Source organism: Enterobacillus tribolii (assembly GCF_003363015.1).
Classification (GTDB): domain Bacteria; phylum Pseudomonadota; class Gammaproteobacteria; order Enterobacterales; family Enterobacteriaceae; genus Enterobacillus; species Enterobacillus tribolii.
Map to the genome: position 1 here is coordinate 44,775 of NZ_QRAP01000008.1, position 21,937 is coordinate 66,711.

Genomic DNA, 21,937 nt, shown 5'->3' on the forward strand with positions numbered 1-21,937 from the left:
CCTTATTGCGGGTTGCGCAGCCTGAATTCCTCAAGGATGCCCACGCTGTTGGAACTGCCGATCCGCTCTGCGCCGGCTTCGATCATCGCCAGGCAGGTGTCGAGATCGCGTACGCCGCCGGAGGCCTTCACCTTCACCGCGTCGCCCACCACCTTCTTCATCAGCGCCACGTCTTCCACCGTCGCCCCGCCGGTGCCGAAACCGGTTGAGGTTTTGACGAAGTCGGGCTTCACGTCTCTGGCGATTTCCGCCACCCGGACAATCTCGTCTTTCGTCAGGTAGCAGGTCTCGAAAATCACCTTCGAACACACGCCCGCCGCGCGGCACAGGCTGACGATCGCCCGCATCTCTTCCTCAATCCAGGCGTAGTTCCCCTCTTTGAGCTTGCCGATATTGATGACGTAGTCGATCTCATCGGCACCCTCGGCAATGGCCTGCTCGGTTTCAAAACACTTCACCGCGATGGTGGTTTGCCCAAGCGGGAAGCTGATGGCGGCGCCGACGTGAACGTCCGTTCCCGCCAGCAGCGCCTTACACGCGGCAACCGGGGCGGAGTTGATCGCTACCATCATAAAGTTGTGTTGTTTCGCCTCCGCGCACAGCACGCGGAAGTCGTCCTGCGTGGCGTAGGCTTTCAGCTGCGTATGGTCGAAATATTTGGCCAGGCGGGCCGCCGTCATGTTTTTCATGTTGGTTCTCCTAGACTTCCATGCCGTAGCGATGGGCTTTGTGCGTCGGGTAGAACGCCACGGTCGGGACCGTCACATCCGGCGTGCGGGTGGCGATATACAGGGCGATTTCCGCGACGTTCTCGACGTCGATGCAGCTGTTGTAAATGCCTTCGCGCAGCTCTTTCTCGTCCAGCCAGCCGTCGGTATGCACTTTGCCGCCGTCGTAAACGCCGCTGTCGAGCACTTCCGTCATCGGTGTTTTGACGTGTGAAGGGTTAATGACCGTGACGCCGATATTTTTATCCATCCCTTCCAGCAGGATGTTTTTGCTCAGCCCCATCATGCCGTGCTTGGAAGCGCGGTAAGGGCTGTGCCCCGGACAAGACGCCATACGGGCCGATGAAGAGCCGATATTCATGATGCGTCCGCCGCTTTCTTGCTTCTCCATTACCCGGAACGCTTCGCGGCAGCACAGGAACACGCCGGTCAGGTTCGGGCCGATGGTCTTGTGCCACTCTTCCAGGGTGGTTTCCGAAATCTGCGGAGAGAGAGAATCGCGCCCTGCGCTGTTAACGACCAGATCGATCCGGCCCCAGCGATCAACGGTCTGGCGGAAGGCATCGATGACGGCCTGCTCTTCAACCACATCAACCACCATGGAAATGACATCGCCTCCCAGCCCGGCAATCTCATCGGCGACGCTCGCCAGACGCGGCGCATCAATATCAAGCAGCGCGACCTTGCAGCCTTCTTTGACGTAAGTTTTGGCAATCGCTTCCCCGATACCTGAGGCGCCGCCGGTAATCAGCGCGACTTTTCCTTCCAGTTTTCCGCTCATGATGAATCCTCCGTTAGTGCATTTTTGTCAGTACGTAACGCCCGGTGGCGTTGTTCTGTCACTGACCTTAACAAGGGGGATATGGCGGATTAAGCACCAGATTGGCAAAAAAGGGCGACCAGATTGGATTGTATGAGTGAGGCGGGTGGAACGCTGCGCTATCGCAGAGGACGGGGCATTGCCGGTGAGCAGAGCTAATCAGGGGCCGACGCTGCCCACGGTGAAACAACCAACGAAAACCATTAAATTTAGTTAAAAGACAACGCTAACCAATCGCATCGGACACAACGCAGGTACGCTTGCGCGTTACATTACCCGCGTTGTCAGGGAGGCAAAGGGAAAAGCTATGTACTTACGGCGCCCGCTGGCGGGCGCCGCTGCTGTTTAGCGCGGATTATCCTGCCGGTAGCTGTGCTGCGGATTAATCACCAGCTTCTTCACCTGCTCATCCAACGCCTTACTGTGGTAGAGATCCAGGCATTTCAGCATCGCGAACTTAACCCCCTTCACCTCAGCCTCGGCGAGCGGATTAAAATAGTTTCGGGCCAGGTACGCATCAACCAGCGCTTTAATTTCGTCCGGCGCGGCTTCCATGTCGTAGTAGGTCCAGTCGCGCAGCGCGCTGACGCTGCTGCCCGCATCCGTCGCCGCACCAGGGTCAGCCTGATAGGCCTGAGCAACGCAGGTCGCCAGCACCATATCTTTATAGTTTTGCCCATAACTGCGCGCCGGCGCCTCAGGAGAATGTACGTTCTCCTGCGCGCCGGCGGAAAACGAAACCAACGCTGCGGCCAAAATAAACAGTCCCGCCCGACGCTTCATTACGTCATCTCCCAAAAGTTTGCCCGCTCGGTACGATAATTCGCCATGGGGTCGTTGAAATAACAGTTGTCGTAACAAAGCTCGCCGTTATACAGCGAAGCATGCCCCAGCGCATCGCTCCAGCCGGAAATTTCAAACAGGATCAGGCCTTTCTTGCCGGCCAGAACCCCGCCGTCTTCCGGCGGATATTCGACGACTTCCGGCGGCCCCCATTGTCCCTTCAGAAATACGATAAGATCGCGGACACGAAAGAAATACTGCCGCTTATCTTCCCCGGATACCGTTTTACCCCGGATGCGGGGAATACGCACGCCTGTTTCATTCAGTATATAGCTCATGCGCACCGCGCAGGTATTGCTCCAGCGCTGGTTGGGGTCGGAATGATTGATATTTTTCTCCACGTATCCCCCGACAACCTCCGCCACTTTGGCGGCTGGATCGGCGGGGTCATAAATACGCAGGGAAGCGCTCCAGGCATCGGCAAAAGAGGGTCTGGCCATTTCATATCCTTGCTTAATGAACGCATAAAATGGTTAAGATCTAACCTGATACTACCCTATATGCTTAAATCGTCTCCATATGAAACATTCTGAATTCGCGCGCCGCATCATGCATACGCAGTGCTTTCACCCTCACAGACAACAGGATGCAAACAAAATTTAGGAATTCGCCGGTTTTTTCTTTTTCTTCACTGCGCTTTCATAAAAATATTTCCTCTCTGCTACGGATGCTCCAGGCTGATTAATTTAAGAATATCCGCCACTTTTATTTATCTTTCCGGATTATCCACTGGATAATAAAAAATAAATCATCCAACACTTAACAAACCCGCCCACCTCCTGAAAAAACAGGAAATATCACAAGGCCGTATCTGCTTATTTCCCAATGTAATCATTGATATAATTATTCGCACTGGTTGGTGTTTGGTATTATTTGCATCAGCTATGCCATGACAGGAATCGTCATGGAATAAAAAAAGGGAAGGTACTTCACGGCAGTGAAGCGCTAATGGAATATAAGTATTAGTTACGGAAAATATCAATAAATGAAGAAAAACCTGATTGCCACTTTATTTACCTCCGCAGTAATTCTGGCGGCAAACAACGCTTTTGCTGCAGACGGTACTGTTCATTTCAACGGTGCTATCACCACTGAAGTCTGTAACGTTGACCCCGCTCCTGGTTCCGCGTTAACCGTTAATCTGGGCAGCGTATCCCGTGCTTCTATGGAAGGAGCGAAGGGAAATGTTTCCTCACTGCAGCAGTTCCAGATCGTACTGAAAGATTGCCCGGTTTCCGTGCTCGGCAAACCGGCACACGTCCGTTTTGATGGTAACGCCGACAACGGCGATAGCAACGTTCTCGCTCTGACCCAGGTCAGCGGCGTTGCTACCGGCGTGGGTGTTCAGCTGGTTAACCAGACCGTAAGCAACACTATCCTGCCGCTGTATCAATCTTCTGATTCCCTGACGCTGGCCGCCGGTAACAACTACTTCAAATTCGGCGCGCGCTATGTTTCAACCCAGAGCACCGTCGTTGCCGGCGTAGCTAACTCCAGCGCCACGTTCACCGTGGTTTACGATTAATCGGGTTTTCCCAAAAATACCTGAAATGTATGGGCCGGTTTATCCGGCCCGTTTTTTTTTGTCCATTATTTTCCTATCTTTTTAGTACTTTTCTTGTCACATTTTCTTATTTATTCATCCGGACAAACATTGATCTTACAAGTCAAAGAACTATCTGATATTATGTTTACTTCATTACTATAACCTTATGTTATTCGCCCCTCTCCGGAGGGGTATTTTTTCTTTTTTAGTAGGTTACCTTCAACATCCCCACCTGATTTATTAATATTTCTAACCAAACAACCAACACAATAAATCACGACTCAGTACAATAATCAGACGATGTTTTTTGTACTACAAACATAACGTTTTAATAACCGGAAGCCGCCAACGATCCCATTAATGTATGATTAATACACATTCCAAAACGTATTCTAAAAAAGAGGAATAAATGACGGGAATAAACGCGGAGGTGCAGATGCCGCAGCCGCAAAGCGGCCACGGCGGGGAGCATTAAGATGCGGACGGGCTGCCCGCCTGCGTTTGCATAAACGCCTGCTGTAACGCTTCGGCAGGAAGCTGGCGCCCGATAATCACCAGGCGGGAAACAACGGCCTCTTCCGCCCCCCACGCTGAGCCGTAATCAAATCCCACCACCTTGTGTACACCCTGCACGATCAGGCGCTGCGGTTGGTCGTCGATTGCCAGCACGCCCTTGTAGCGCAGCATGTCGTTGCCATAGCGCTCAATGGTCTGCTCCATAAAGGCGCCGATGCGCTTGAGGTCCAGGTATCCGGCTTCAAAAACATGGGCGCGGATATCGTCATTCCACGACTGCCCTGCCTCTTCCTGTGCACGGAACGGCTGAAAACGCACGGGCTGCGCCGGGCTGGCGCTGACGATATGAAATCCTTCACGCACCGAAACATCGTCGCTCAGTTCAAACGCACGGATATCCAGCCATAATGAGGCCGGACAAACGCCCTGAATGATTTCAAAGACATCTGCCTTGTTGTTAATCTGTCCGATGCGTTGCAGAACCCGCTCTTTTTCCTGTGTGCCGACCCGATCCGCCTTGGTCAGCAGAATACGGTCGGCAAAGCCGATTTGCGACGCCGCCACGCGGTGTTCATCCAACTGCTTCAGAATATGTTCCGCGTCAACCAGCGTAATCACCGCGTCCAGCATCAGTTCGCCGCGTAAACGGTCATCGACGAAAAAGGTCTGAATGATGGGGGCGGGATCGGCCAGTCCGGTGGTTTCGACAATCAGGCGTTCAAAATTGAGTTCGCCGCGCAGGCGACGATCAAGCAGTTCGGTCAGGGCTTCGGTGAATTCCCCGCGCACGCTGCAACACACGCAGCCGTTGCTCAGTTCCACAACGCTGACGTTGTCGCCGCGGTTAAGCAGGCCGCCGTCGATGTTTACCGCGCCGAACTCATTTTCCAGAATCGCCAGAGGTTGATCGCCGTGATGAGCCAGCAGGTAGTTGATCAGGGTCGTTTTGCCCGCACCGAGGAAACCGGTCAGGATCGTTACCGGCAGCGGCGGGCTGGAAAGCATTTCTTCTTGCATAACATCTTCTCAGTGATTAAACGGCATCCTTTCCGGCGGCGTCAGCAGCAACGCATACCGCCCTTGCCTCCGTAACGCGCATCCTGGCGCTCGCGGAAAAATTCCTCGTAAGTCATCGGCGTCTGCTCCGGATGCGTCAGGCGCATATGCTGCACGTAGTTATCGTAGTCGGGCACGCCCACCATCAGTTTGGCGGCCTGTCCGAGATATTTACCGGCTTTAGCCAGTGTATCAAACATATTCCTTTCTCCCGGTACGATTGATTCTGATGCATATCGTTTCTGATGCAACATGCCGGCGGACGGCATTTCACCGCCCGCCGGCATGACGCCCGAATCAGTATCAGTGCGCTTTCGCGCCGGATACGATTTCCTGATAGTTTTCCGGCATCGGCTCATACGGCGTTTCGTTCGCCGTCGGCTGATCGGTTTGCAGTGACTTCAGCGCCGTTTTCAGGGCAAAGAAGCCAATGACCACGACCACGATCATAAAGAACAGGGTCAGGCCGGCATCCAGACGGTTGTTGAACACCAACTGCGCCAGCTGCGACTGGGTGTACTGCACCGGAATGTTACCGCTGTCGATCATCGCCTGGAACTTGTTAGCCACGGCCAGGAAGCCGACTTTAGCATCCGGGCTGAACACTTTCTGCCAGCCGGCGGTCAGGGTACAAATCAGCAGCCACGCGGTCGGCAGCAGGGCCACCCAGGCGTAACGCTGTTTCTTCATCTTGAACAGTACCACTGCGCACAGCATCAGCGCCATCGCCGCCAGCATCTGGTTGGCGATACCGAACAGCGGCCACAGGGTGTTAATGCCGCCCAGCGGATCCACCACGCCCTGATGCAGGAAGTAACCCCACGCCGCCACGCACAGCGCGGTGGCTATCAGGTTAGCCGGCAGGGAGTCGGTTTTCTTCATCGACGGCGCGAATACGCCCAGCAGGTCCTGCAGCATGAAGCGCGCGGCACGGGTACCGGCGTCTACTGCGGTCAGGATAAACAGGGCTTCGAACAGAATGGCGAAGTGATACCAGAAGGAGACATCCATCAGGCCGCCCAGGGCACCGTGCAGAATATACGCCATCCCTACCGCCAGGGTCGGCGCGCCGCCCGCACGGGAGATGATGCTCTGCTCGCCGACTTCGCTGGCGATGGTGTTCAGGGTATCCGGTGAAATTTCAAAGCCCCAGCTGCTGACAACGGCAGCGGCAGAGGCCACCACGTCGGCGGTTCCCGCCGGCGCCAATACCGCCATCGGGCTGTTCATGGCGAAGTACACGCCCGGATCGATAACGCAGGCCGCAACCAGCGCCATGATCGCCACAAAGGACTCCATCAGCATGCCGCCGTAACCGATAAAGCAGGCCTGGTTTTCGTTAGCCAGCATCTTCGGCGTGGTGCCGGAGGAAATCAGGGCATGGAAGCCAGACACCGCGCCACAGGCGATGGTGATGAACAGGAACGGGAACAGGTCGCCTGCCCATACCGGGCCGGTGCCGTCGACGAACTTGGTCAGCGCCGGCATTTCCAGCATCGGGCGTACGATCAGAATCCCGATCGCCAGGCCAACGATGGTGCCGATTTTCAGGAAGGTGGAGAGGTAGTCACGCGGCGCCAGCAGCAGCCATACCGGCAGCACGGCGGCCACGAAGCCATAACCCACCAGGATCCAGGTCAGTTGAACGCCGGTATAGTCAAAGTACGGCGCCCAGGTTTCGCTTTCCGCAACCCAGCCGCCGGAAATGATGGCGAACACCAGGAATACCAGGCCGATAACCGACACTTCGCCGATACGACCGGGGCGGATATAGCGGGTATAAACCCCCATAAACAGCGCCAGCGGAATGGTGAAGGCAACGGTGTATGTTCCCCACGGGCTGTGAGTCAGCGCCTTCACGACGATCATCGCCAGTACGGCCAGAATGATCACCATGATCATGAAGCAGGCGACCAGCGCGATAACCCCGGCGGTGTTGCCCATTTCATCTTTCACCAGCTCACCCAGCGAACGGCCGTCGCGGCGGGTGGAAACGAACAGCACCATGAAGTCCTGCACTGCCCCCGCCAGCACCACCCCGGCCAGCAGCCAGAGCATGCCGGGCAGGTAGCCCATCTGCGCCGCCAGCACCGGCCCGACCAGCGGACCCGCGCCCGCGATTGCGGCGAAGTGGTGGCCGAACAACACCTTTTTATCGGTGGGCACATAGTCCAGCCCGTCGTTATGACGTACCGCCGGCGTCATGCGCGTTGCGTCTACCGTCAGAACCTTCTTGGCGATAAACAAACCGTAGTAGCGGTAAGCCACCAAATAAATACACACTGCGGCAACCACAATCCACAGTGCGTTGATTTTCTCACCACGGCTCAGGGCCACATAGCCCAGCGCAAACGCGCCGAGTATGGCCAACAGAGCCCAGATGAAGTGTTTTCCTTTCGTTTGCATAATTGTCCCATTATTTTTAGTTACAACCAGAGATATAAACGTTCTCATGTCTATAACAAACTGCCCCTTTCTGACAAATTGAGTATCGCTATTCTGCGAAAGAATGTGGCATAAAATGCTGAGAATGATACTCAGATCACTGAGTGGGGAATTTTCTGAAAAAAATTCAGCCCGGAATGTCAGACACAGTCACAGTTATTCATTCCATAACGGTATTGTCCGGCCGTAACCGCAGGTGTTCATTTTTTAATCTAAATAAATGATAACAGAGGGAAAGTCCATATTAACGATAAGGAGTTACCGTCACGGGCAGGTTATAAACTCATCATAGATAACGTGAATGGATGTGAGCGGAGACCAGAGGGAAGAATATGTATTATGGCTTAAGGAAAATAAGAATATACTTATTTTAGTTAATACATATTTTATCTGCCGTTATTATTCCATCACAGCTGATCATAAATCACCCAAACCGCCATAGTGCATAATAATATAAGCATAAGCGCCAGGCTCACGAGCAACGCAATCGCCCCGCGGGTGAGGCGGGATACAGGCTTTGGCGCAGCAGGCCGATGTTTTTGAGATAAATCGGTATGCCGTTTCAGGGGAGTGACATTGCTCATGCAAGTGCTCTCAATAACGCACAAAAGGTTCACCAGTATAAGGTAATTTATGCGTTTACGCATATAGGATAAAACTGTCAAAAGATAATAAGAAATAAACAAAAATAAGAAAAATATAATAGCGGGGACAGGGCTATAAAAAACCGGTTTATGCCCACAGACATAAACCGGTTATACGATAAGGATATGCAGTGATTACTTCTGCTGTGCTGCCTGAAGCTCTGCATCCGCACGCCAGATGCGATATTTCACCTCAACGCCCTGCGGCGCATACACCACCAGCGGCAGCTTGCTGTTATAGCGCTGCATAGCCTGGTCGCCGAGGTTCACCTGCACGAAACGTGACTCTTTCTTCCCGTCCGGACAGGCCATCATGGTAGACGCCGGGCCGGAAACGCTCTCCAGGACAAAATAGTCATATCCCCAGCCTGACAGCGTTTCCGACTTCATCTGGCCGCCCAGGATCTGACGGTTGCAATCAACTTCCAGCGTTTTACCCACAACCAGTTCCACGCGCAGGTCATGTTCATTTTCCTGCGCCGGCAAATAAATAACCTGACGGGTCATGCCCTTTTCCGGCTGCGGATAAGGCGCGACTTTTTCCAGCGGCTGCGTGCTGGGATCGACCTGGGATTCAGCGGCAAATGCGCCGGCAGAGGCGGTTAATAAGATCATCGAGAGCACCGTGGTATATTTTTTCATCATCACTTTCCGGAAGTTAATCATATTCAGTGGCATAATCTAACACGTCAATTAATGAACCTTTATGGATATAATCCCATTTTCCGCCGTTAACAGGAAAAGTAGTCACGGCGGAAATCATCAATCCCTTAATTAATGCCCTGGCTGCGCAAATAATCTTCGTAATTACCGCTGAAGTCGATCACCTTCTCCGGCGTAATTTCCAGAATTCGCGTCGCCAGCGAGCTGACGAATTCCCGATCGTGAGAAACGAATATCAGCGTTCCCTGATAAAGTTCCAGCGCGGCGTTAAGGGATTCAATGGACTCCATATCCATATGGTTAGTCGGTTCATCCATGATCAAAACATTCGGCCGCTGCATCATCAGTTTCCCGAACAGCATGCGACCCTTCTCTCCGCCGGAAAGTACCCGCACCGGCTTTTTGATCTCGTCCTGGCTGAACAGCAGGCGTCCCAAGTAACCGCGCACCACCTGCTCATCGTCATTTTCCTGCTTCCACTGGCTCATCCACTCAAACAGCGTCAGATCGCAGTCAAATTCATGGGCATGATCCTGTGCGTAGTAGCCGATACTGGCATTTTCAGACCACTTCACGCTGCCGCTTTCCGGCGTCAGCTCGCCCAGCAGGGTCCGCAGCAACGTGGTTTTCCCCACGCCGTTGGTACCCAGCACGGCCATTTTCTCCCCGACCTCAAGCAGCAACTTCAGGTTGCGAAACAGCGAGCCGTTATCGAACCCTTTGGTCAGTCCTTCAATTTCCAGCGCGTTGCGGAACAGTTTTTTGTCCTGCTCAAAGCGGATGAAGGGGTTTTGACGGCTGGAAGCCTTCACTTCGTCCAGTTTGATTTTATCTATCTGGCGGGCGCGGGAGGTCGCCTGGCGGGATTTGGACGCGTTCGCGCTGAAGCGGCTGACGAACGACTGCAACTCGGCAATCTGCGCCTTTTTCTTGGCGTTGTCCGACAGCAGACGCTCGCGCGCCTGGGTGGCGGCGGTCATGTAGTCGTCGTAGTTGCCGGGATAAATGCGCAGTTCGCCGTAGTCCAGATCGGCCATGTGGGTGCAAACCATGTTCAGGAAGTGGCGGTCATGGGAAATGATGATCATGGTGCTGTTGCGCTCGTTGAGCACGTTTTCCAGCCAGCGGATGGTATCGATATCCAGGTTGTTGGTCGGTTCGTCGAGCAGCAGAATATCCGGGTTGGCGAACAGCGCCTGCGCCAGCAGCACGCGCAGTTTCCAGCCCGGCGCGACTTCGCTCATCAGGCCGTAATGCTGCTCCAGCGGAATGCCCACGCCCAGCAGCAGTTCACCGGCGCGCGCTTCGGCGCTGTAGCCGTCCATCTCGCCATAGTGCACTTCCAGATCGGCGACGCGGTAGCCCTCTTCTTCGCTCATTTCCGGCAGGGCGTAGATGCGATCGCGCTCCGCCTTCACCGCCCACAGCTCTTCATGGCCCATGATTACCGTGTCGAGCACGCTGTACTCTTCAAAGGCAAACTGATCCTGGCGCAGCTTGCCCAGACGTTCGTTGGGATCAAGGGAGACGTTACCGGAAGTCGGGGCCAAATCGCCGCCGAGGATTTTCATCAGCGTGGACTTCCCGCTGCCGTTGGCGCCGATCAGGCCATAACGGTTACCGCCGCCAAATTTGACGGAGATGTTTTCAAACAGCGGCTTACTGCCGAACTGCATGGTGATATTGTTACTTGTCAGCACTGCGTTTTCTCTGCATTGTTCGTGATTTTCATCACATTATGACACAGATCGCGATAGAAATGCCCTCCGGTTAACACCCGGTTAAAAATCAATCACCTGCAACCTGCCTTGAAACAGAGACAAAAAAACAGGGGAAGGTTTTCCCCTTCCCCTGCCTGCTACAGACGGTTGTTTATCCGCCGGTTAAAACGCGAAGCACGAGCACCCTAACACGCCCCAGAATGCGCCTTCATCGGAAACCGGCATCGAGGAACCGCGGGCGAAGTCATGCGCGTGACCATGTACGCCACACGGGCCGCAGCACTGGTGAACCTGCGCCATCATGCCAACCTTCGCGCTGGCCGGCGGCGCGGCGCGATAGTGGCCCGGCACCTTCGTCACCGGCGACCACTCAGGCAGCACCGGGATCGGCGGCGGCGCCAGCGGGCTGAAGCTGCCCGCAGCATAGACGACTTTGCCGTCCACCAGCGTCATGACCGACTCGATGCCCTTGATCGCTTCCTCGTCCACCGAGAAGTAATCCTGCGACAACACCACCATGTCCGCCAGTTGCCCGGCCTGAATGCGCCCTTTCTTACCCTGTTCGCTGGAGAACCAGGCGCTGCCGGCGGTCCACAGCTCCAGCGCCACGTCGCGCGCCAGACGGTTGCTGTCGTCATACATCAGCATTCCGCCCACGGTACGGCCGGAAACCAGCCAGTACAGCGCGGTCCACGGGTTGTAGCTGGCAACGCGGGTGGCGTCAGTGCCCAGCCCGACGGGAACGCCCATCTCCAGCATTTTGGCGACCGGCGGCGTATGCTTCACAGCCTCCTTCCCGTAGCGATCGACGAAGTATTCCCCCTGGAACGCCATACGGTGCTGTACCGCAATGCCGCCGCCCAACGCTTTTACGCGCTCGATATTACGCTCGGTGATGGTTTCCGCGTGGTCGAACAGCCAGTGCAGGCCATCAAACGGGATCTCGGCATTAACCTTCTCAAACACGTCCAGCATACGGCTGATCGATTCGTTGTAGGTGGCATGCAGGCGGAACGGCCAGCGGTTGGCGACCAGATGGCGCACCACCCGCTCCAGTTCCTGCTCCATGCCCTCCGGCAGATCCGGGCGCGGCTGGAGGAAATCCTCAAAGTCCGCAGCGGAAAACACCAGCATTTCGCCCGCGCCGTTGCTGCGGTAAAAATCGGTGCCCTGGCCGGGTTTCAGCATGTCGGTCCACAACTGGAAATCTTCCAGCTCCTGTTTCGGCCGCTGGGTAAACAGGTTGTAGGCGATACGTACCGTCATCTGCTTATTCGCATGCAGTTGCTCAATTACCTGATAATCTTCCGGGTAATTCTGGAAACCGCCGCCGGCGTCGATGGCGCTGGTCACGCCCAGACGGTTCAGTTCGCGCATGAACTGGCGCGTGGAGTTGACCTGCTGTTCCAGCGGCAGCTTCGGCCCTTTCGCCAGCGTGGCGTACAGAATCGTGGCGTTAGGCTTGGCGATCAGCATCCCGGTGGGGTTGCCGTTACCGTCGCGCACGATTTCGCCGCCCGGCGGGTTAGGCGTGTCTTTGGTGTATCCCACCACCTTCAGCGCCGCGCGGTTAAGCAAGGCGCGATCATAGAGATGCAGCACGAATACCGGCGTATCCGGCGCGGCTTCGTTAAGTTCATCAATCGTCGGCATGCGGCGTTCGGCGAACTGAAATTCCGTCCAGCCGCCCACGACACGCACCCATTGTGGCGACGGCGTGCGATCCGCCTGTTCTTTCAGCATGCGCAGCGCATCCGCCAGCGACGGCACGCCCTCCCAGCGCAGCTCCAGGTTGTAGTTCAGACCGCCGCGGATCAGATGCAGATGCGAGTCGTTCAGGCCGGGGATTACGGTGTGCCCTTTCAGATCAACGACCTGCGTGCCTTCGCCGGCATAAGACATCGCCATCGCGTCGGAACCGGCCGCCAGAATTTTTCCGTCGCGAATCGCGACCGCCTGCGCCAACGGATTCTGGCGATCAAGCGTGTGAATTTTTCCGTTGGTTAATATCAGTGATGCGTGCTGAGACATGAGACTTCCTCATTATTCAGAATTTACCCTTTGAGCCAGCGGGCAAACAGCCGGGTCATAACCGGCATCCAAAGCCAGACCACCAGGGCGACAACGAAGGCGTCATTAATAAAATGCAGCGGCAGGGTGCCGACCATTGAAGGGAACAGTTTTGCGGTGATCCAGGGCACCAGGTTGGTGCTGGGGAAAATCACCAGCAGGGTAATTAAAAACTGTTTCCAGCTTGCCGGCCGTTTTACGTCCGGCTCCGGGGGCGTAAACCAAAACGCCGCCTCGGTGCGTACTTCAATGTGGTCATCCGCCGCCAGCAACGGCGCGATTTCATCCACCAGTTGCTTGCGCCGGTCAGACTGCGTCCAGGCGTAGAGGTGTTCCAGGGTGTCGAAGCGAATGACGACGTTATAGGTATTGCCCTCCTTATGAGGACGAATAACGTTAACGCCGAGGTGGCCGGGGAAGGTTTGCGCTTCCGGCATGATACGCTCCAGCCAGCGCTCATAGGCCTGATGCTGCCCCGGTTGCAATGTGTGGGTTATCACTAACGTGATGGTGTTGCTTTTATCGGCCATCTGCCCGAACTCCATCAGGGCGGGATACCCCCGCCCTTCATTCCGTCTTCCGTCAGGCTTTACGCTGCGGCGCGCCGTGTACCAGCGTATACGCGTAATCCACGCCCATGCCGTAGGCGCCGCTGTGTTCGCGCACCAGATCCATCACGGCGTCGTAGGTGTCTTTGCGCGCCCAGTCGCGTTGGTACTCCAGCAGAACCTGCTGCCAGGTTACCGGCACCGCGCCGGCCTGCACCATGCGGTCAATGGCGCGTTCGTGCGCATCGACTGAGGTGCCGCCGGAGGTGTCGGTCACGACGTACACTTCAAAACCTTCGTCCAGCGCCATCAGCGCCGGGAAGGTCAGGCAGACTTCGGTCCACAGGGCGGAGATGACCAGTTTTTTACGTCCGGTTGCCTTCACGGCTTTAACGAACGCGGCGTCTTCCCAGGAGTTCATAGAGGTACGCTCAATCGGCGTGATTTCCGGATGAACGGCCAGCAGTTCCGGCCAGATGTAACCGCTGAAGCTCTTGGTTTCGACGGAGGTGTAAATGGTCGGTACATTAAAAATCTTACCGGCTTTCGCCAATGCCACGTTGTTGTTCTTTAACAACTGGCGATCAATATTCGCCACGCCGAAAGCCATTTGCGGCTGGTGATCGATAAAAATCAACGTGGAGTTCGTGGGATTGATGAGTTCGCGAATGGACATAATTAATCCTTAATAATCATTAAGATAATAGCGACTTGCGCCACCATATTGCTCACGTGACATCCTATCCGCCCTGCTATCCCAACGATAGCGGGAAATTTCTAACAACTTATTAAAGTTTTTTATGCTAACCACCGGACACAGCCTTGCGCCCTCCCGGCCAGTAAAGTGTAGAAGAAAAAATGAAGAATGCCGGGAAGGGGAAAAGGAAAGGTCGATGTTTTTCACTAAGTGCGCTATTTTACCCGCTATATAGAGGAATTTACCGTCATCTTTCGCCAGGGATACAGGTGAGAACCGGAGCTATCTTGTCATATGCGTATAAACCTGGATGTTCTGCAAATCCTGGATGCCCTGGAAAAGCATGGCAGCTTCGCGGCCGCCGCAGAATCCTTCTTCAAAACTCCTGCCGCACTGAGCTACATGGTGCAAAAGCTGGAAAGCGACCTGAATATCCAACTGCTTGACCGATCCGGCCACCGCGCCAAGTTCACCGAAACCGGTAAGATGGTGCTGGAAAAAGGACGCGCCCTGTTAAATGCCGCGCGGGATCTGGAAAAGCATGCGGAACAGATGGAGTCCGGCTGGGAAAAAGAGCTGCTGATCGCCCTGGACGGCTCATTCCCCTTTCATCTGCTGCTGCCGATGATTGAGCAATTTTACCGGCTGAACACCATGACCCGGCTGCGTTTCAGCCATCAGACGCTGGCCGGCTCCTGGGAGGAACTGACGCACAACGGCGCGGACATCATTCTCGGCGCCATCAACGAGCCGCCCGGCTACTCCGGGTATTCGTTCAAAATGCTGGGCATGCTCGACAACGTGTTCGTCGTTTCCCCGGCGCACCCGCTGGCGAAGGAAAAAGATCCGCTGGACAACAAGCAGCTCCGCAGCCACCGCGCCATCGTCATCGGCGACACCGCCCGCCACAGCGCCCCGTTCTCTTATAACTGCCTCGACGACCAGGAGCGCATGGTGGTGTACGATTTTCACAGCAAGCTCATGGCGCTGATTTCCGGGCTGGGCTGCGGCTACATGCCGCGTCACACCGTGGAAACCTACCTGCGCAACGGCTCGCTGGTGGAGAAAAAGACGGTGTCGTTTAAGCAAAAAGACATCGCCTTTCTTGGCTGGAATAACCTGTCTGACGGGTTGGCGGCGCGCTGGTGGCGGGATCAGATCCTCGCCTGCGAAATGGTGAAGTCGCTGTACGACAAAACGTAACCCGCGCCTTCCCTGTACCGGAAAACACCGGTATTCCGTGGCGGCGCATCACGCCTGCGTCGTCACATAATTTTGTTTTACCAACGCTGTTATCCACTCCATAAACACCTGTACCCGTTTCGCCAGGTTGCGCCGGTGCGGGTACACCAGCGAAACCGGCATCGGCGGCGGCGGATAGCCGGGCAGAATCTCAACCAAGCGACCTTCGGCAAGGTATTCCTTCACCCCGCTCAACGGCACCTGAATAATGCCCAACCCCGCCAGGCAGGCCGCCGTGTACGTTTCCGTATTATTTACCGCCAGCGCGCCGGGCACCCCGACGGACTTTACCCCGCCGTCCTCCAGATACTCAAACCGATCCGCCGCGCCCTGCGCATTCATGTAGTGCACCAAACGGTGAGCGCTCAGATCCGCCGGCGTCTGCGGCACGCCGTGCCGGGCAAGGTAGTCCCGGCTGGCGCAGTTCACCATGTTCAGCATCCCGAGCGGGCGCGCAATCAGCCCGGAATCCTGTAACACACCAACCCGCACCACACAGTCAAAGCCTTCATGAATCAGGTCTACCCGCCGGTCGCTGCTGCTCAGCTCCAGTTCCAGGGCGGGATGCGCTGCAAGAAACGCAGGCAGCGCGGAGACCACCAGGTTACGGCTGAAGCTGCCCGGCATATCGACCCGCAGGCGGCCGCTGACAGGCATGTCGTTGGCGCGGAACATGCCTTCCAGCTCGTCCATGTCGGCCAGCAGCGACTTGCAGCGCTCATAACAAATCTGACCATCCTGCGTCAGCGCCACCCGCCGCGTGGTGCGCTGCAGCAACCGGGTTCCCATCTGATTTTCCAGCTGCGACACCGCCCCGGACACGCTTCCTTTCGGCAGCCCCATGACCTCCGCGGTCCGGCTGAAGCTGGAGAGTTCGGCTACGCTTACAAAGATTTGCATCGCACTGATTTTGTCCATAGCGAATTGCTCTCCTGTATTGTTCTTATAATTTGAACAGTGTTGTCATATAAGACGAGTTTATCACGCCATGAACAACCAATAAGCTTATTCCGTTTTCCGTTCTTCACCCCGAGGAGTCTGACATGAGCAATAAACTGGTTTTGATCACCGGCGGCAGCCGCGGCCTGGGTAAAAGCATGGCATTACATCTGGCCGCCCATGGGGCCGATGTCATCATCACTTACCGCAGCAAGCGGCAGGAAGCCGACGACGTCGTGCAGCAACTCCGCCAGGCCGGCGTGAAGGGCGCAGCGCTGCAGTTGGATGTCGGGCAGCATCAAACCTTTCCCGCTTTTGTGGATGCGCTGCGCCAGCTTCTGGCGGCGGAATGGCAGCGCGACAGCATTGACCATTTAGTCAATAACGCAGGTATCGGTCATTACGTGCTGTTCGAAGAAACCACCGAAGCGCAGTTCGACGAGTTGATGGCGATTCACTTCAAAGGCCCCTACTTCCTTACTCAGCGGCTGTTGCCGCACATCGCCAAAGGCGGCAGCATCCTTAATATCTCCAGCGGTCTGGCGCGCTTTACGATGCCCGGCTCCGGCACCTATGCGGCCATGAAAGGGGCAATGGAAGTCCTGACCCGTTATCAGGCCAAAGAACTGGGCGCACGTGGTATCCGGGTTAACGTTTTGGCGCCGGGCGCGATTGAAACCGATTTCGGCGGCGGCAGGGTGCGCGACAACAAAGAGATCAACAGCGCCGTCGCCGCGCAAACGGCATTGGGCCGGGCAGGCTTGCCGGACGACATCGGCGGCGCGGTGGCGGTTTTGCTGTCGGATGAGGCCGGCTGGATTAACGGCCAGCGTATCGAAGCCTCCGGCGGTATGTTCCTGTAACGCCGCTATAGTTGCGTTACGCCGTAGCGCTGCGCCAGCTGTTTCAGCTCGGTGCAGCGCTGCCATAGCCCCCGTCCCACCGGATGAAAACTTCCGATAAGCAAATCATCGCGAACCTGTTGCAGGCGGACGTCCGACATCGCCTCACGCAGCGCCCGCCGCAGCGCCGGGATGATTTCCGCATTTCTGGCGGACGTCACCAGCGGCAGGCCCGGTGCCGCCGGCGTCATGCCGATAACGCGCAGTTCCTGTAGCAACGCCGGTTTCTCACGCTGGAGCAAGGCCAGCGTCACGCAGTCCACGGCGGCGATATCCGCTTCATTATGCTTAACCGCCAGCAGAGAATGGTAATGGGAGCCGGTACGGTGCGCGGAAGCGAAAAAACGGCCGTTCTTCGCCAGCGGTGCGATCAGCGCCCGCAGCGCGTTGTAGCCGGAATGCGAGTCTTCGCTGTTATACGCCGCCCGGCGATCGCGAAAATCAGCGATATCGTCGGCGCGCTCATCGGCACGCGCCACCAGCATGCTACGGTAGTCAATGTCTTCACACCCCTCAGCCAGATAGCTGAACGCGCCGACCACTTCTACCCGATCGCGCAGCGTTTCCTGCAGCGGAAAACCGCAGGTTTGGCTCAGCAGTAAATCCGGCTGTTGCCAGTGTTCGTAAAAATCCTCCGGCCAGCTCAGCGTTACGCCCCGCTCCATAACGCCTTCGCGCCGCAGCCAATACGCAATCCCCTGCCACAACAACTCGACGTCGGCGCGCCGTACGTCATACATCGGTAAAGAAGCCCGCATGTCATCCTCCTTGTTATGTGCGACGCCAACGCGTCAGCCTCAGCGCCGCATGCTCAAACGCGGCGTCAGTCACAATCGCCAGCAACGCGACCATCACCGCGCCCTGCAACACGTATGCTGTGTTAAACCCGCTCAGGCCGATGATGATGGGCAACCCCAGCGTTTTTACGCCTACGGTGGACGCGATCGCCGCGGTCCCGGTGTTGATAACGACGGAAGTCCGCACGCCGGCCAGAATCACCGGCGCCGCCAGCGGCAGCTCCGCGCGCAGCAGAACCTGCGTGCGGCTCATCCCGGCGCCGTACGCGATTTCCCGCACCGACGGCGGCACCGACTCAATGCCGCTGATGGTGCCCTGTAACACCGGCAACAGGCCGTACAGCGTCAGCGCAATGACGGCCGGCTCAGCGCTGAACCCCATCAGGGGTACTGCGATCGCCAGCACCGCCACCGGCGGAAATGTTTGCCCGATGGCCGCCACGGTTTCGACCAGAGGGCGGAACTCCGCGCCGGCGCGGTGCGTGACGAATAAACCGCCGCTGATGCCAATCAGCGCGGCAATCAGGCTGGAAACGCATACCAGTCCGGCATGCGCCAGCGTCAGGCTCCAGAAGGTATCCTGCAGGTAAACCGGCCGTACCTGCTCCGGGAACAGCCAGGCGAAAAAGGCGTGCATATGCGGCATGCCGAACATCAGCGCCAGCAGCAGCACGCTGCCCCAAATGAGCGGATCGCAACGCCGCCGCGCAGGGGCCGGCAGGTCATCGTCCATCATTGCCGCCTCCTGACTGCGCCAGCAGATCGGCGAAATGCAGTACGCCTACAGGCTCGCCGCAGCCGTCCACCACCGGCAGTTTGTCCGTACCGCGGCTGATGAACTCAGACAGCGCCTCACGCAGGCTCAGCCCGGCGCACAGCGGCGGCTGCGTGCCGGAAAACGTTTCCTGCCGTACGTATTTTTCCACCCGTCCCAGGCCCAGCAGCTTGATGCCCACGTCGCTGCCGCCGAAAAATTGCCGGACAAAATCGTTGTTCGGCCGGGTCAGCAGCGTATGCGGCGTCCCCTGCTGAATCACCCTGCCGCCGTCCATCAGGACGATGCGATCCGCCAGGCTGAGCGCTTCGTCGATGTCATGGGTGACCAGCACGATAGTGCGTCCGGAAAGGCTGTGAATGCGGGCGATTTCCTGTTGCAGGGCGGTGCGGGTCACCGGGTCCAGCGCGCCGAAAGGTTCGTCCATCAGCAACACTTCCGGATTGGCCGCCAGCGCGCGCGCCACGCCGACGCGCTGCTGCTGCCCGCCGGAAAGCTGATGCGGATAACGCCGGCGCAGTTGCCCTTCGTTCAGGTTAAGCAGCTCCAGCAATTCGCTCACCCGCTCACGGATGCGCGTCGCCGGCCACTTCAGCAGCTTCGGCACCGTCGCAATGTTCTCTTCCACCGTCCAGTGCGGAAACAGGCCGATGGACTGGATCGCGTACCCCATGCGGCGGCGTAAATCTTCTGCGCGGAAACGGCTGATGTCCTCACCGGCAAACGTCAGTTCCCCGCGATCATGCTCAATCAGGCGGTTAATCATTTTAAGCGTGGTGGATTTGCCGGAGCCGGAGGTACCGATCAGCACGGTAAACTCCCCCTCGGCGATGTGTAAATCCAGATCTTCCACCGCAGGGCGCCCCGCGAATGCTTTACTTACATGACGAAAATGAATCATCGGCGCTCCGTTTCCCATTGAGAGGCCCAAAACTTGAATAAGGTGTCGACGACAACCGCCAGCGCAATCACCGGAATAACACCCAACAACACTAAATCCAGCGCACTGCTGAGCAGCCCCTGAAACACGATGGCGCCGAACCCGCCGGCGCCGATGAGCGCCGCAACCACCGCCATTCCCACGGTTTGCACCGCCACGATACGCATGCCGCTCAGCACCACCGGCAGCGCCAGGGGAAGCTCCACGCGCAGCAGAATCTGCCTGCGCGTCATACCGACGCCGCGCGCGGCGTCCACCACCGCGCCGGGTACCTGCTCCAGCCCGGCAACCACGCTGCGCACCAGCGGCAGCAACGCATACAGCACCAGAGCGATCAGCGCCGGCGTGGTGCCGATGCCGCTGATGCCCAGCCACGGCCAGAGGCGCGACAAACCGGCCAACGGCGCAATCAACAGGCCGAACAGGGCGATGGAAGGGATGGTCTGAATCACGTTCAGCAGGGGAAACAACATGCCGCGCCAGCGCCGGTGACGCGCCGCCGCCACGCCGAGCGGCAACCCCAGTGCGGCGGAGATCAGCAGCGTCCCCAGCAACAGCCCCAGATGCTGGAACAGCGCCAGGGTAAACACGTCCTCCCGGTTGGCGTACTCCTTCAGCAGCGAAAGCCCGCGCAGCGCGCCGCTGGACAACAGCACTATCCCCGGCAAAAACAGCAGCACCCCAAAGGCGATACGCAGATCCGCGCGCGCCGTAAGCCGTTGCACGGCGTCACCGCCCGCCAGCAGGCAGAGCGCCGTCGCCAGCCAGGCGCCGCCGCCCAGAGACACGCGGGTCAGGCTCTCCTCAGCGCCGGCGAGCAGCAGCGACTGCCAGGCAATCACGCCCCACAGCCCGCATAACGCCAGGACGCTGAGCGCGTAGCTCCAGCGGTACGTCGCCCTGTTTTGCCCGGTGAACACCGGCGCCAGCAGCGCGGCGGCCGGAAGCAGCACCGCCGCCTGCGCGCCATAACTCAGTTGCCATAGCGGAATGCCCGTTCCCGACACCAGACGGTTCGCCGCCTGCGTCAGCAAAGGCAGAAAACACAGCGCGCAGGCCAGCAACACCCACAGCGTCAGCAATACCCGATTTTTTACCACGTCAGTTACACCACCCGGCAGATGCCGTTATTCCGCCTTGATGAAGCCTTTCTCTTTCAGGTAACCCGCGGCTACTTTTTTCGCATCCTGCCCTTCCACCGCAATACGCGCATTCAGCTTTTGCAGGGTCGGCCCGTCCAGTGACGCGAATACCGGCTGCAACAGCGCCGCGATATTCGGGTGCGCTTTCAGCGCCGCTTCACGAACGATCGGCGTCGGGGCATAAATCGGCTGTACCCCTTTGGGATCGGCCAGGGTTTTCAGCCCCAGCGCCGCCACCGGGCCGTCGGTGCCGTAAGCCATCGCGGCGTTCACGCCGGAAGTTTGCTCCGCTGCGGCCTTAATGGTGACCGCCGTATCGCCGCCCGCCAGCGACAGTAACTGGTCCTGATCCAGTTTGAAGCCGTAAGCCTTTTCAAACGCCGGTAAGGCATCCTGGCGCTCGATAAACTCCGCCGACGCCGCCAGCTTAAATTTACCGCCGTCCTTGAGCCAACGCGCCAAGTCCGCCAGGTTTTCCAGCTTATTGTCGCGCGCCACGTCCTCGCGTACCGCGATGCTCCAGGTGTTGTTGGCCGGTGCAGGGGTCAGCCAGACGATCTTATTCTGCTGATAGTCCAGCTGTTTAACCTTCTCATACCCCTGCTGCGCGTCTTTCCAGGCCGTATCGTTTTCATCATTAAAGAAGAAAGCGCCATTGCCGGTGTATTCCGGGTAAATATCAATCTCGCCCGCCGTAATCGCGCCGCGCAGCACCTTGGTGGTGCCCAGCTGAGACTTATTCACGGTTTTGATGCCGTTGGCATCCAGAACCTGCACGATTATGTTGCCCAGCAGCGAACCTTCGGTATCAATTTTCGAACCAACCCGCACGCCCTCCTCCGCCTGCGCGGAAAATGCCATGCCCGCCGTCAGGACGGAAACCAGCAACGCACCACCTGCAAA

The 21,937-nt window shown here is 57.3% G+C and carries 21 protein-coding genes; 3 read left to right on the top strand and 18 right to left on the bottom strand.

The features are described from left to right. Window positions 1-2: 2 nt before the first annotated feature. The 4 genes from deoC to C8D90_RS16340 all read right to left on the bottom strand — a co-directional run bounded on the left by deoC (window position 3) and on the right by C8D90_RS16340 (window position 2,831). The gene (gene deoC, locus C8D90_RS16325) at window positions 3-689 is read right to left on the bottom strand and encodes a deoxyribose-phosphate aldolase (RefSeq protein WP_115459537.1); all 687 of its coding nucleotides are present in this window, start codon (window positions 687-689) and stop codon (window positions 3-5) included. A 10-nt stretch (window positions 690-699) separates the two neighbouring features. Then, window positions 700-1,509, bottom strand: a complete 810-nt coding sequence (locus C8D90_RS16330) for an SDR family oxidoreductase (RefSeq protein ID WP_115459538.1) — start codon at window positions 1,507-1,509, stop codon at window positions 700-702. A 384-nt stretch (window positions 1,510-1,893) separates the two neighbouring features. After that, window positions 1,894-2,331 (bottom strand): type VI secretion system amidase immunity protein Tai4, encoded by a 438-nt coding sequence (locus tag C8D90_RS16335; RefSeq protein WP_115459539.1) that lies wholly within the window; start codon window positions 2,329-2,331, stop codon window positions 1,894-1,896. Next, window positions 2,331-2,831: a type VI secretion system amidase effector protein Tae4 gene (locus C8D90_RS16340; RefSeq protein ID WP_115459540.1), complete on the bottom strand. Its 501-nt coding sequence runs from the start codon at window positions 2,829-2,831 to the stop codon at window positions 2,331-2,333. The genes C8D90_RS16335 and C8D90_RS16340 overlap by 1 nt, the downstream gene beginning before the upstream one ends. Before the next feature lie 545 nt (window positions 2,832-3,376). Between C8D90_RS16340 and C8D90_RS16345 the strand changes: the two genes are divergently transcribed. Beyond that, entirely contained in the window at window positions 3,377-3,916 is a 540-nt protein-coding gene (locus tag C8D90_RS16345) for a fimbrial protein (RefSeq protein WP_115459541.1), read from the top strand. Window positions 3,917-4,408: 492 nt separating this feature from the next. Here C8D90_RS16345 and C8D90_RS16350 read toward each other — a convergent pair whose 3' ends face one another. The 8 genes from C8D90_RS16350 to C8D90_RS16385 all read right to left on the bottom strand — a co-directional run bounded on the left by C8D90_RS16350 (window position 4,409) and on the right by C8D90_RS16385 (window position 14,276). Further along, on the bottom strand, window positions 4,409-5,470 hold the full coding sequence (locus C8D90_RS16350) for a CobW family GTP-binding protein (RefSeq protein ID WP_221810508.1): 1,062 nt from the start codon (window positions 5,468-5,470) through the stop codon (window positions 4,409-4,411). A gap of 41 nt (window positions 5,471-5,511) precedes the next feature. Further along, complete coding sequence (locus tag C8D90_RS16355; protein ID WP_115459714.1) at window positions 5,512-5,709, bottom strand: YbdD/YjiX family protein; 198 nt, start codon at window positions 5,707-5,709, stop codon at window positions 5,512-5,514. A gap of 103 nt (window positions 5,710-5,812) precedes the next feature. Continuing rightward, window positions 5,813-7,915 (bottom strand): pyruvate/proton symporter CstA, encoded by a 2,103-nt coding sequence (cstA, locus tag C8D90_RS16360; protein WP_115459542.1) that lies wholly within the window; start codon window positions 7,913-7,915, stop codon window positions 5,813-5,815. An 818-nt stretch (window positions 7,916-8,733) separates the two neighbouring features. Beyond that, a complete protein-coding gene (gene eco / locus C8D90_RS16365; protein ID WP_115459543.1) occupies window positions 8,734-9,240 on the bottom strand; it encodes a serine protease inhibitor ecotin in 507 nt (168 codons plus the stop codon). Window positions 9,241-9,368: 128 nt separating this feature from the next. Next, window positions 9,369-10,961 (bottom strand): ABC-F family ATPase, encoded by a 1,593-nt coding sequence (locus C8D90_RS16370; RefSeq protein WP_115459544.1) that lies wholly within the window; start codon window positions 10,959-10,961, stop codon window positions 9,369-9,371. Window positions 10,962-11,144: 183 nt separating this feature from the next. Further along, entirely contained in the window at window positions 11,145-13,013 is a 1,869-nt protein-coding gene (locus C8D90_RS16375; RefSeq protein WP_115459545.1) for an amidohydrolase, read from the bottom strand. A gap of 23 nt (window positions 13,014-13,036) precedes the next feature. Beyond that, window positions 13,037-13,582 carry an antibiotic biosynthesis monooxygenase gene (locus C8D90_RS16380; RefSeq protein ID WP_115459715.1) on the bottom strand — a complete coding sequence of 182 codons (546 nt, stop codon included), beginning with the start codon at window positions 13,580-13,582 and terminating at the stop codon, window positions 13,037-13,039. A 52-nt stretch (window positions 13,583-13,634) separates the two neighbouring features. Next, the gene (locus C8D90_RS16385) at window positions 13,635-14,276 is read right to left on the bottom strand and encodes a hydrolase (RefSeq protein WP_115459546.1); all 642 of its coding nucleotides are present in this window, start codon (window positions 14,274-14,276) and stop codon (window positions 13,635-13,637) included. Window positions 14,277-14,591: 315 nt separating this feature from the next. Here C8D90_RS16385 and C8D90_RS16390 point away from each other — a divergent pair, with 315 nt between their 5' ends. Continuing rightward, window positions 14,592-15,500 carry a LysR family transcriptional regulator gene (locus tag C8D90_RS16390; RefSeq protein WP_115459547.1) on the top strand — a complete coding sequence of 303 codons (909 nt, stop codon included), beginning with the start codon at window positions 14,592-14,594 and terminating at the stop codon, window positions 15,498-15,500. Between the two features lie 48 nt (window positions 15,501-15,548). Here the strand turns inward: C8D90_RS16390 and C8D90_RS16395 are convergent, their stop codons facing one another. Continuing rightward, window positions 15,549-16,457, bottom strand: a complete 909-nt coding sequence (locus C8D90_RS16395) for a LysR family transcriptional regulator (RefSeq protein ID WP_115459548.1) — start codon at window positions 16,455-16,457, stop codon at window positions 15,549-15,551. A gap of 125 nt (window positions 16,458-16,582) precedes the next feature. On the opposite strand from C8D90_RS16395, the gene C8D90_RS16400 reads away from it, so the two are divergent. After that, window positions 16,583-17,341: an SDR family NAD(P)-dependent oxidoreductase gene (locus tag C8D90_RS16400; RefSeq protein ID WP_115459549.1), complete on the top strand. Its 759-nt coding sequence runs from the start codon at window positions 16,583-16,585 to the stop codon at window positions 17,339-17,341. A gap of 5 nt (window positions 17,342-17,346) precedes the next feature. Here the strand turns inward: C8D90_RS16400 and C8D90_RS16405 are convergent, their stop codons facing one another. Genes C8D90_RS16405 through osmF form a run of 5 tightly spaced genes read right to left on the bottom strand, consistent with a single transcriptional unit; the run spans window position 17,347 to window position 21,895 of the window. Then, complete coding sequence (locus tag C8D90_RS16405; RefSeq protein WP_115459550.1) at window positions 17,347-18,138, bottom strand: phosphate/phosphite/phosphonate ABC transporter substrate-binding protein; 792 nt, start codon at window positions 18,136-18,138, stop codon at window positions 17,347-17,349. A 13-nt stretch (window positions 18,139-18,151) separates the two neighbouring features. Next, the gene (locus C8D90_RS16410) at window positions 18,152-18,913 is read right to left on the bottom strand and encodes an ABC transporter permease (RefSeq protein WP_312026880.1); all 762 of its coding nucleotides are present in this window, start codon (window positions 18,911-18,913) and stop codon (window positions 18,152-18,154) included. After that, window positions 18,900-19,853, bottom strand: a complete 954-nt coding sequence (locus C8D90_RS16415) for an ABC transporter ATP-binding protein (protein ID WP_115459551.1) — start codon at window positions 19,851-19,853, stop codon at window positions 18,900-18,902. Before C8D90_RS16415 ends, C8D90_RS16410 begins: the two co-directional genes overlap by 14 nt. After that, complete coding sequence (locus C8D90_RS16420) at window positions 19,850-20,992, bottom strand: ABC transporter permease (protein WP_230473034.1); 1,143 nt, start codon at window positions 20,990-20,992, stop codon at window positions 19,850-19,852. Before C8D90_RS16420 ends, C8D90_RS16415 begins: the two co-directional genes overlap by 4 nt. 27 nt (window positions 20,993-21,019) lie before the next feature. Further along, window positions 21,020-21,895 (bottom strand): glycine betaine ABC transporter substrate-binding protein OsmF, encoded by an 876-nt coding sequence (gene osmF / locus C8D90_RS16425; RefSeq protein WP_196238520.1) that lies wholly within the window; start codon window positions 21,893-21,895, stop codon window positions 21,020-21,022. Window positions 21,896-21,937 lie beyond the last annotated feature (42 nt).

What these genes read in the sequence shown, in the direction of transcription:
- deoC (WP_115459537.1), bottom strand. Translation starts at nt 689, where the DNA reads ATGAAAAACATGACGGCGGCCCGCCTGGCCAAATATTTCGACCATACG.
- C8D90_RS16330 (WP_115459538.1), bottom strand. Translation starts at nt 1,509, where the DNA reads ATGAGCGGAAAACTGGAAGGAAAAGTCGCGCTGATTACCGGCGGCGCC.
- C8D90_RS16335 (WP_115459539.1), bottom strand. Translation starts at nt 2,331, where the DNA reads ATGAAGCGTCGGGCGGGACTGTTTATTTTGGCCGCAGCGTTGGTTTCG.
- C8D90_RS16340 (WP_115459540.1), bottom strand. Translation starts at nt 2,831, where the DNA reads ATGGCCAGACCCTCTTTTGCCGATGCCTGGAGCGCTTCCCTGCGTATT.
- C8D90_RS16345 (WP_115459541.1), top strand. Translation starts at nt 3,377, where the DNA reads ATGAAGAAAAACCTGATTGCCACTTTATTTACCTCCGCAGTAATTCTG.
- C8D90_RS16350 (WP_221810508.1), bottom strand. Translation starts at nt 5,470, where the DNA reads ATGCAAGAAGAAATGCTTTCCAGCCCGCCGCTGCCGGTAACGATCCTG.
- C8D90_RS16355 (WP_115459714.1), bottom strand. Translation starts at nt 5,709, where the DNA reads ATGTTTGATACACTGGCTAAAGCCGGTAAATATCTCGGACAGGCCGCC.
- cstA (WP_115459542.1), bottom strand. Translation starts at nt 7,915, where the DNA reads ATGCAAACGAAAGGAAAACACTTCATCTGGGCTCTGTTGGCCATACTC.
- eco (WP_115459543.1), bottom strand. Translation starts at nt 9,240, where the DNA reads ATGAAAAAATATACCACGGTGCTCTCGATGATCTTATTAACCGCCTCT.
- C8D90_RS16375 (WP_115459545.1), bottom strand. Translation starts at nt 13,013, where the DNA reads ATGTCTCAGCACGCATCACTGATATTAACCAACGGAAAAATTCACACG.
- C8D90_RS16380 (WP_115459715.1), bottom strand. Translation starts at nt 13,582, where the DNA reads ATGGCCGATAAAAGCAACACCATCACGTTAGTGATAACCCACACATTG.
- C8D90_RS16385 (WP_115459546.1), bottom strand. Translation starts at nt 14,276, where the DNA reads ATGTCCATTCGCGAACTCATCAATCCCACGAACTCCACGTTGATTTTT.
- C8D90_RS16390 (WP_115459547.1), top strand. Translation starts at nt 14,592, where the DNA reads ATGCGTATAAACCTGGATGTTCTGCAAATCCTGGATGCCCTGGAAAAG.
- C8D90_RS16395 (WP_115459548.1), bottom strand. Translation starts at nt 16,457, where the DNA reads ATGGACAAAATCAGTGCGATGCAAATCTTTGTAAGCGTAGCCGAACTC.
- C8D90_RS16400 (WP_115459549.1), top strand. Translation starts at nt 16,583, where the DNA reads ATGAGCAATAAACTGGTTTTGATCACCGGCGGCAGCCGCGGCCTGGGT.
- C8D90_RS16405 (WP_115459550.1), bottom strand. Translation starts at nt 18,138, where the DNA reads ATGCGGGCTTCTTTACCGATGTATGACGTACGGCGCGCCGACGTCGAG.
- C8D90_RS16410 (WP_312026880.1), bottom strand. Translation starts at nt 18,913, where the DNA reads ATGATGGACGATGACCTGCCGGCCCCTGCGCGGCGGCGTTGCGATCCG.
- C8D90_RS16415 (WP_115459551.1), bottom strand. Translation starts at nt 19,853, where the DNA reads ATGATTCATTTTCGTCATGTAAGTAAAGCATTCGCGGGGCGCCCTGCG.
- osmF (WP_196238520.1), bottom strand. Translation starts at nt 21,895, where the DNA reads ATGGCATTTTCCGCGCAGGCGGAGGAGGGCGTGCGGGTTGGTTCGAAA.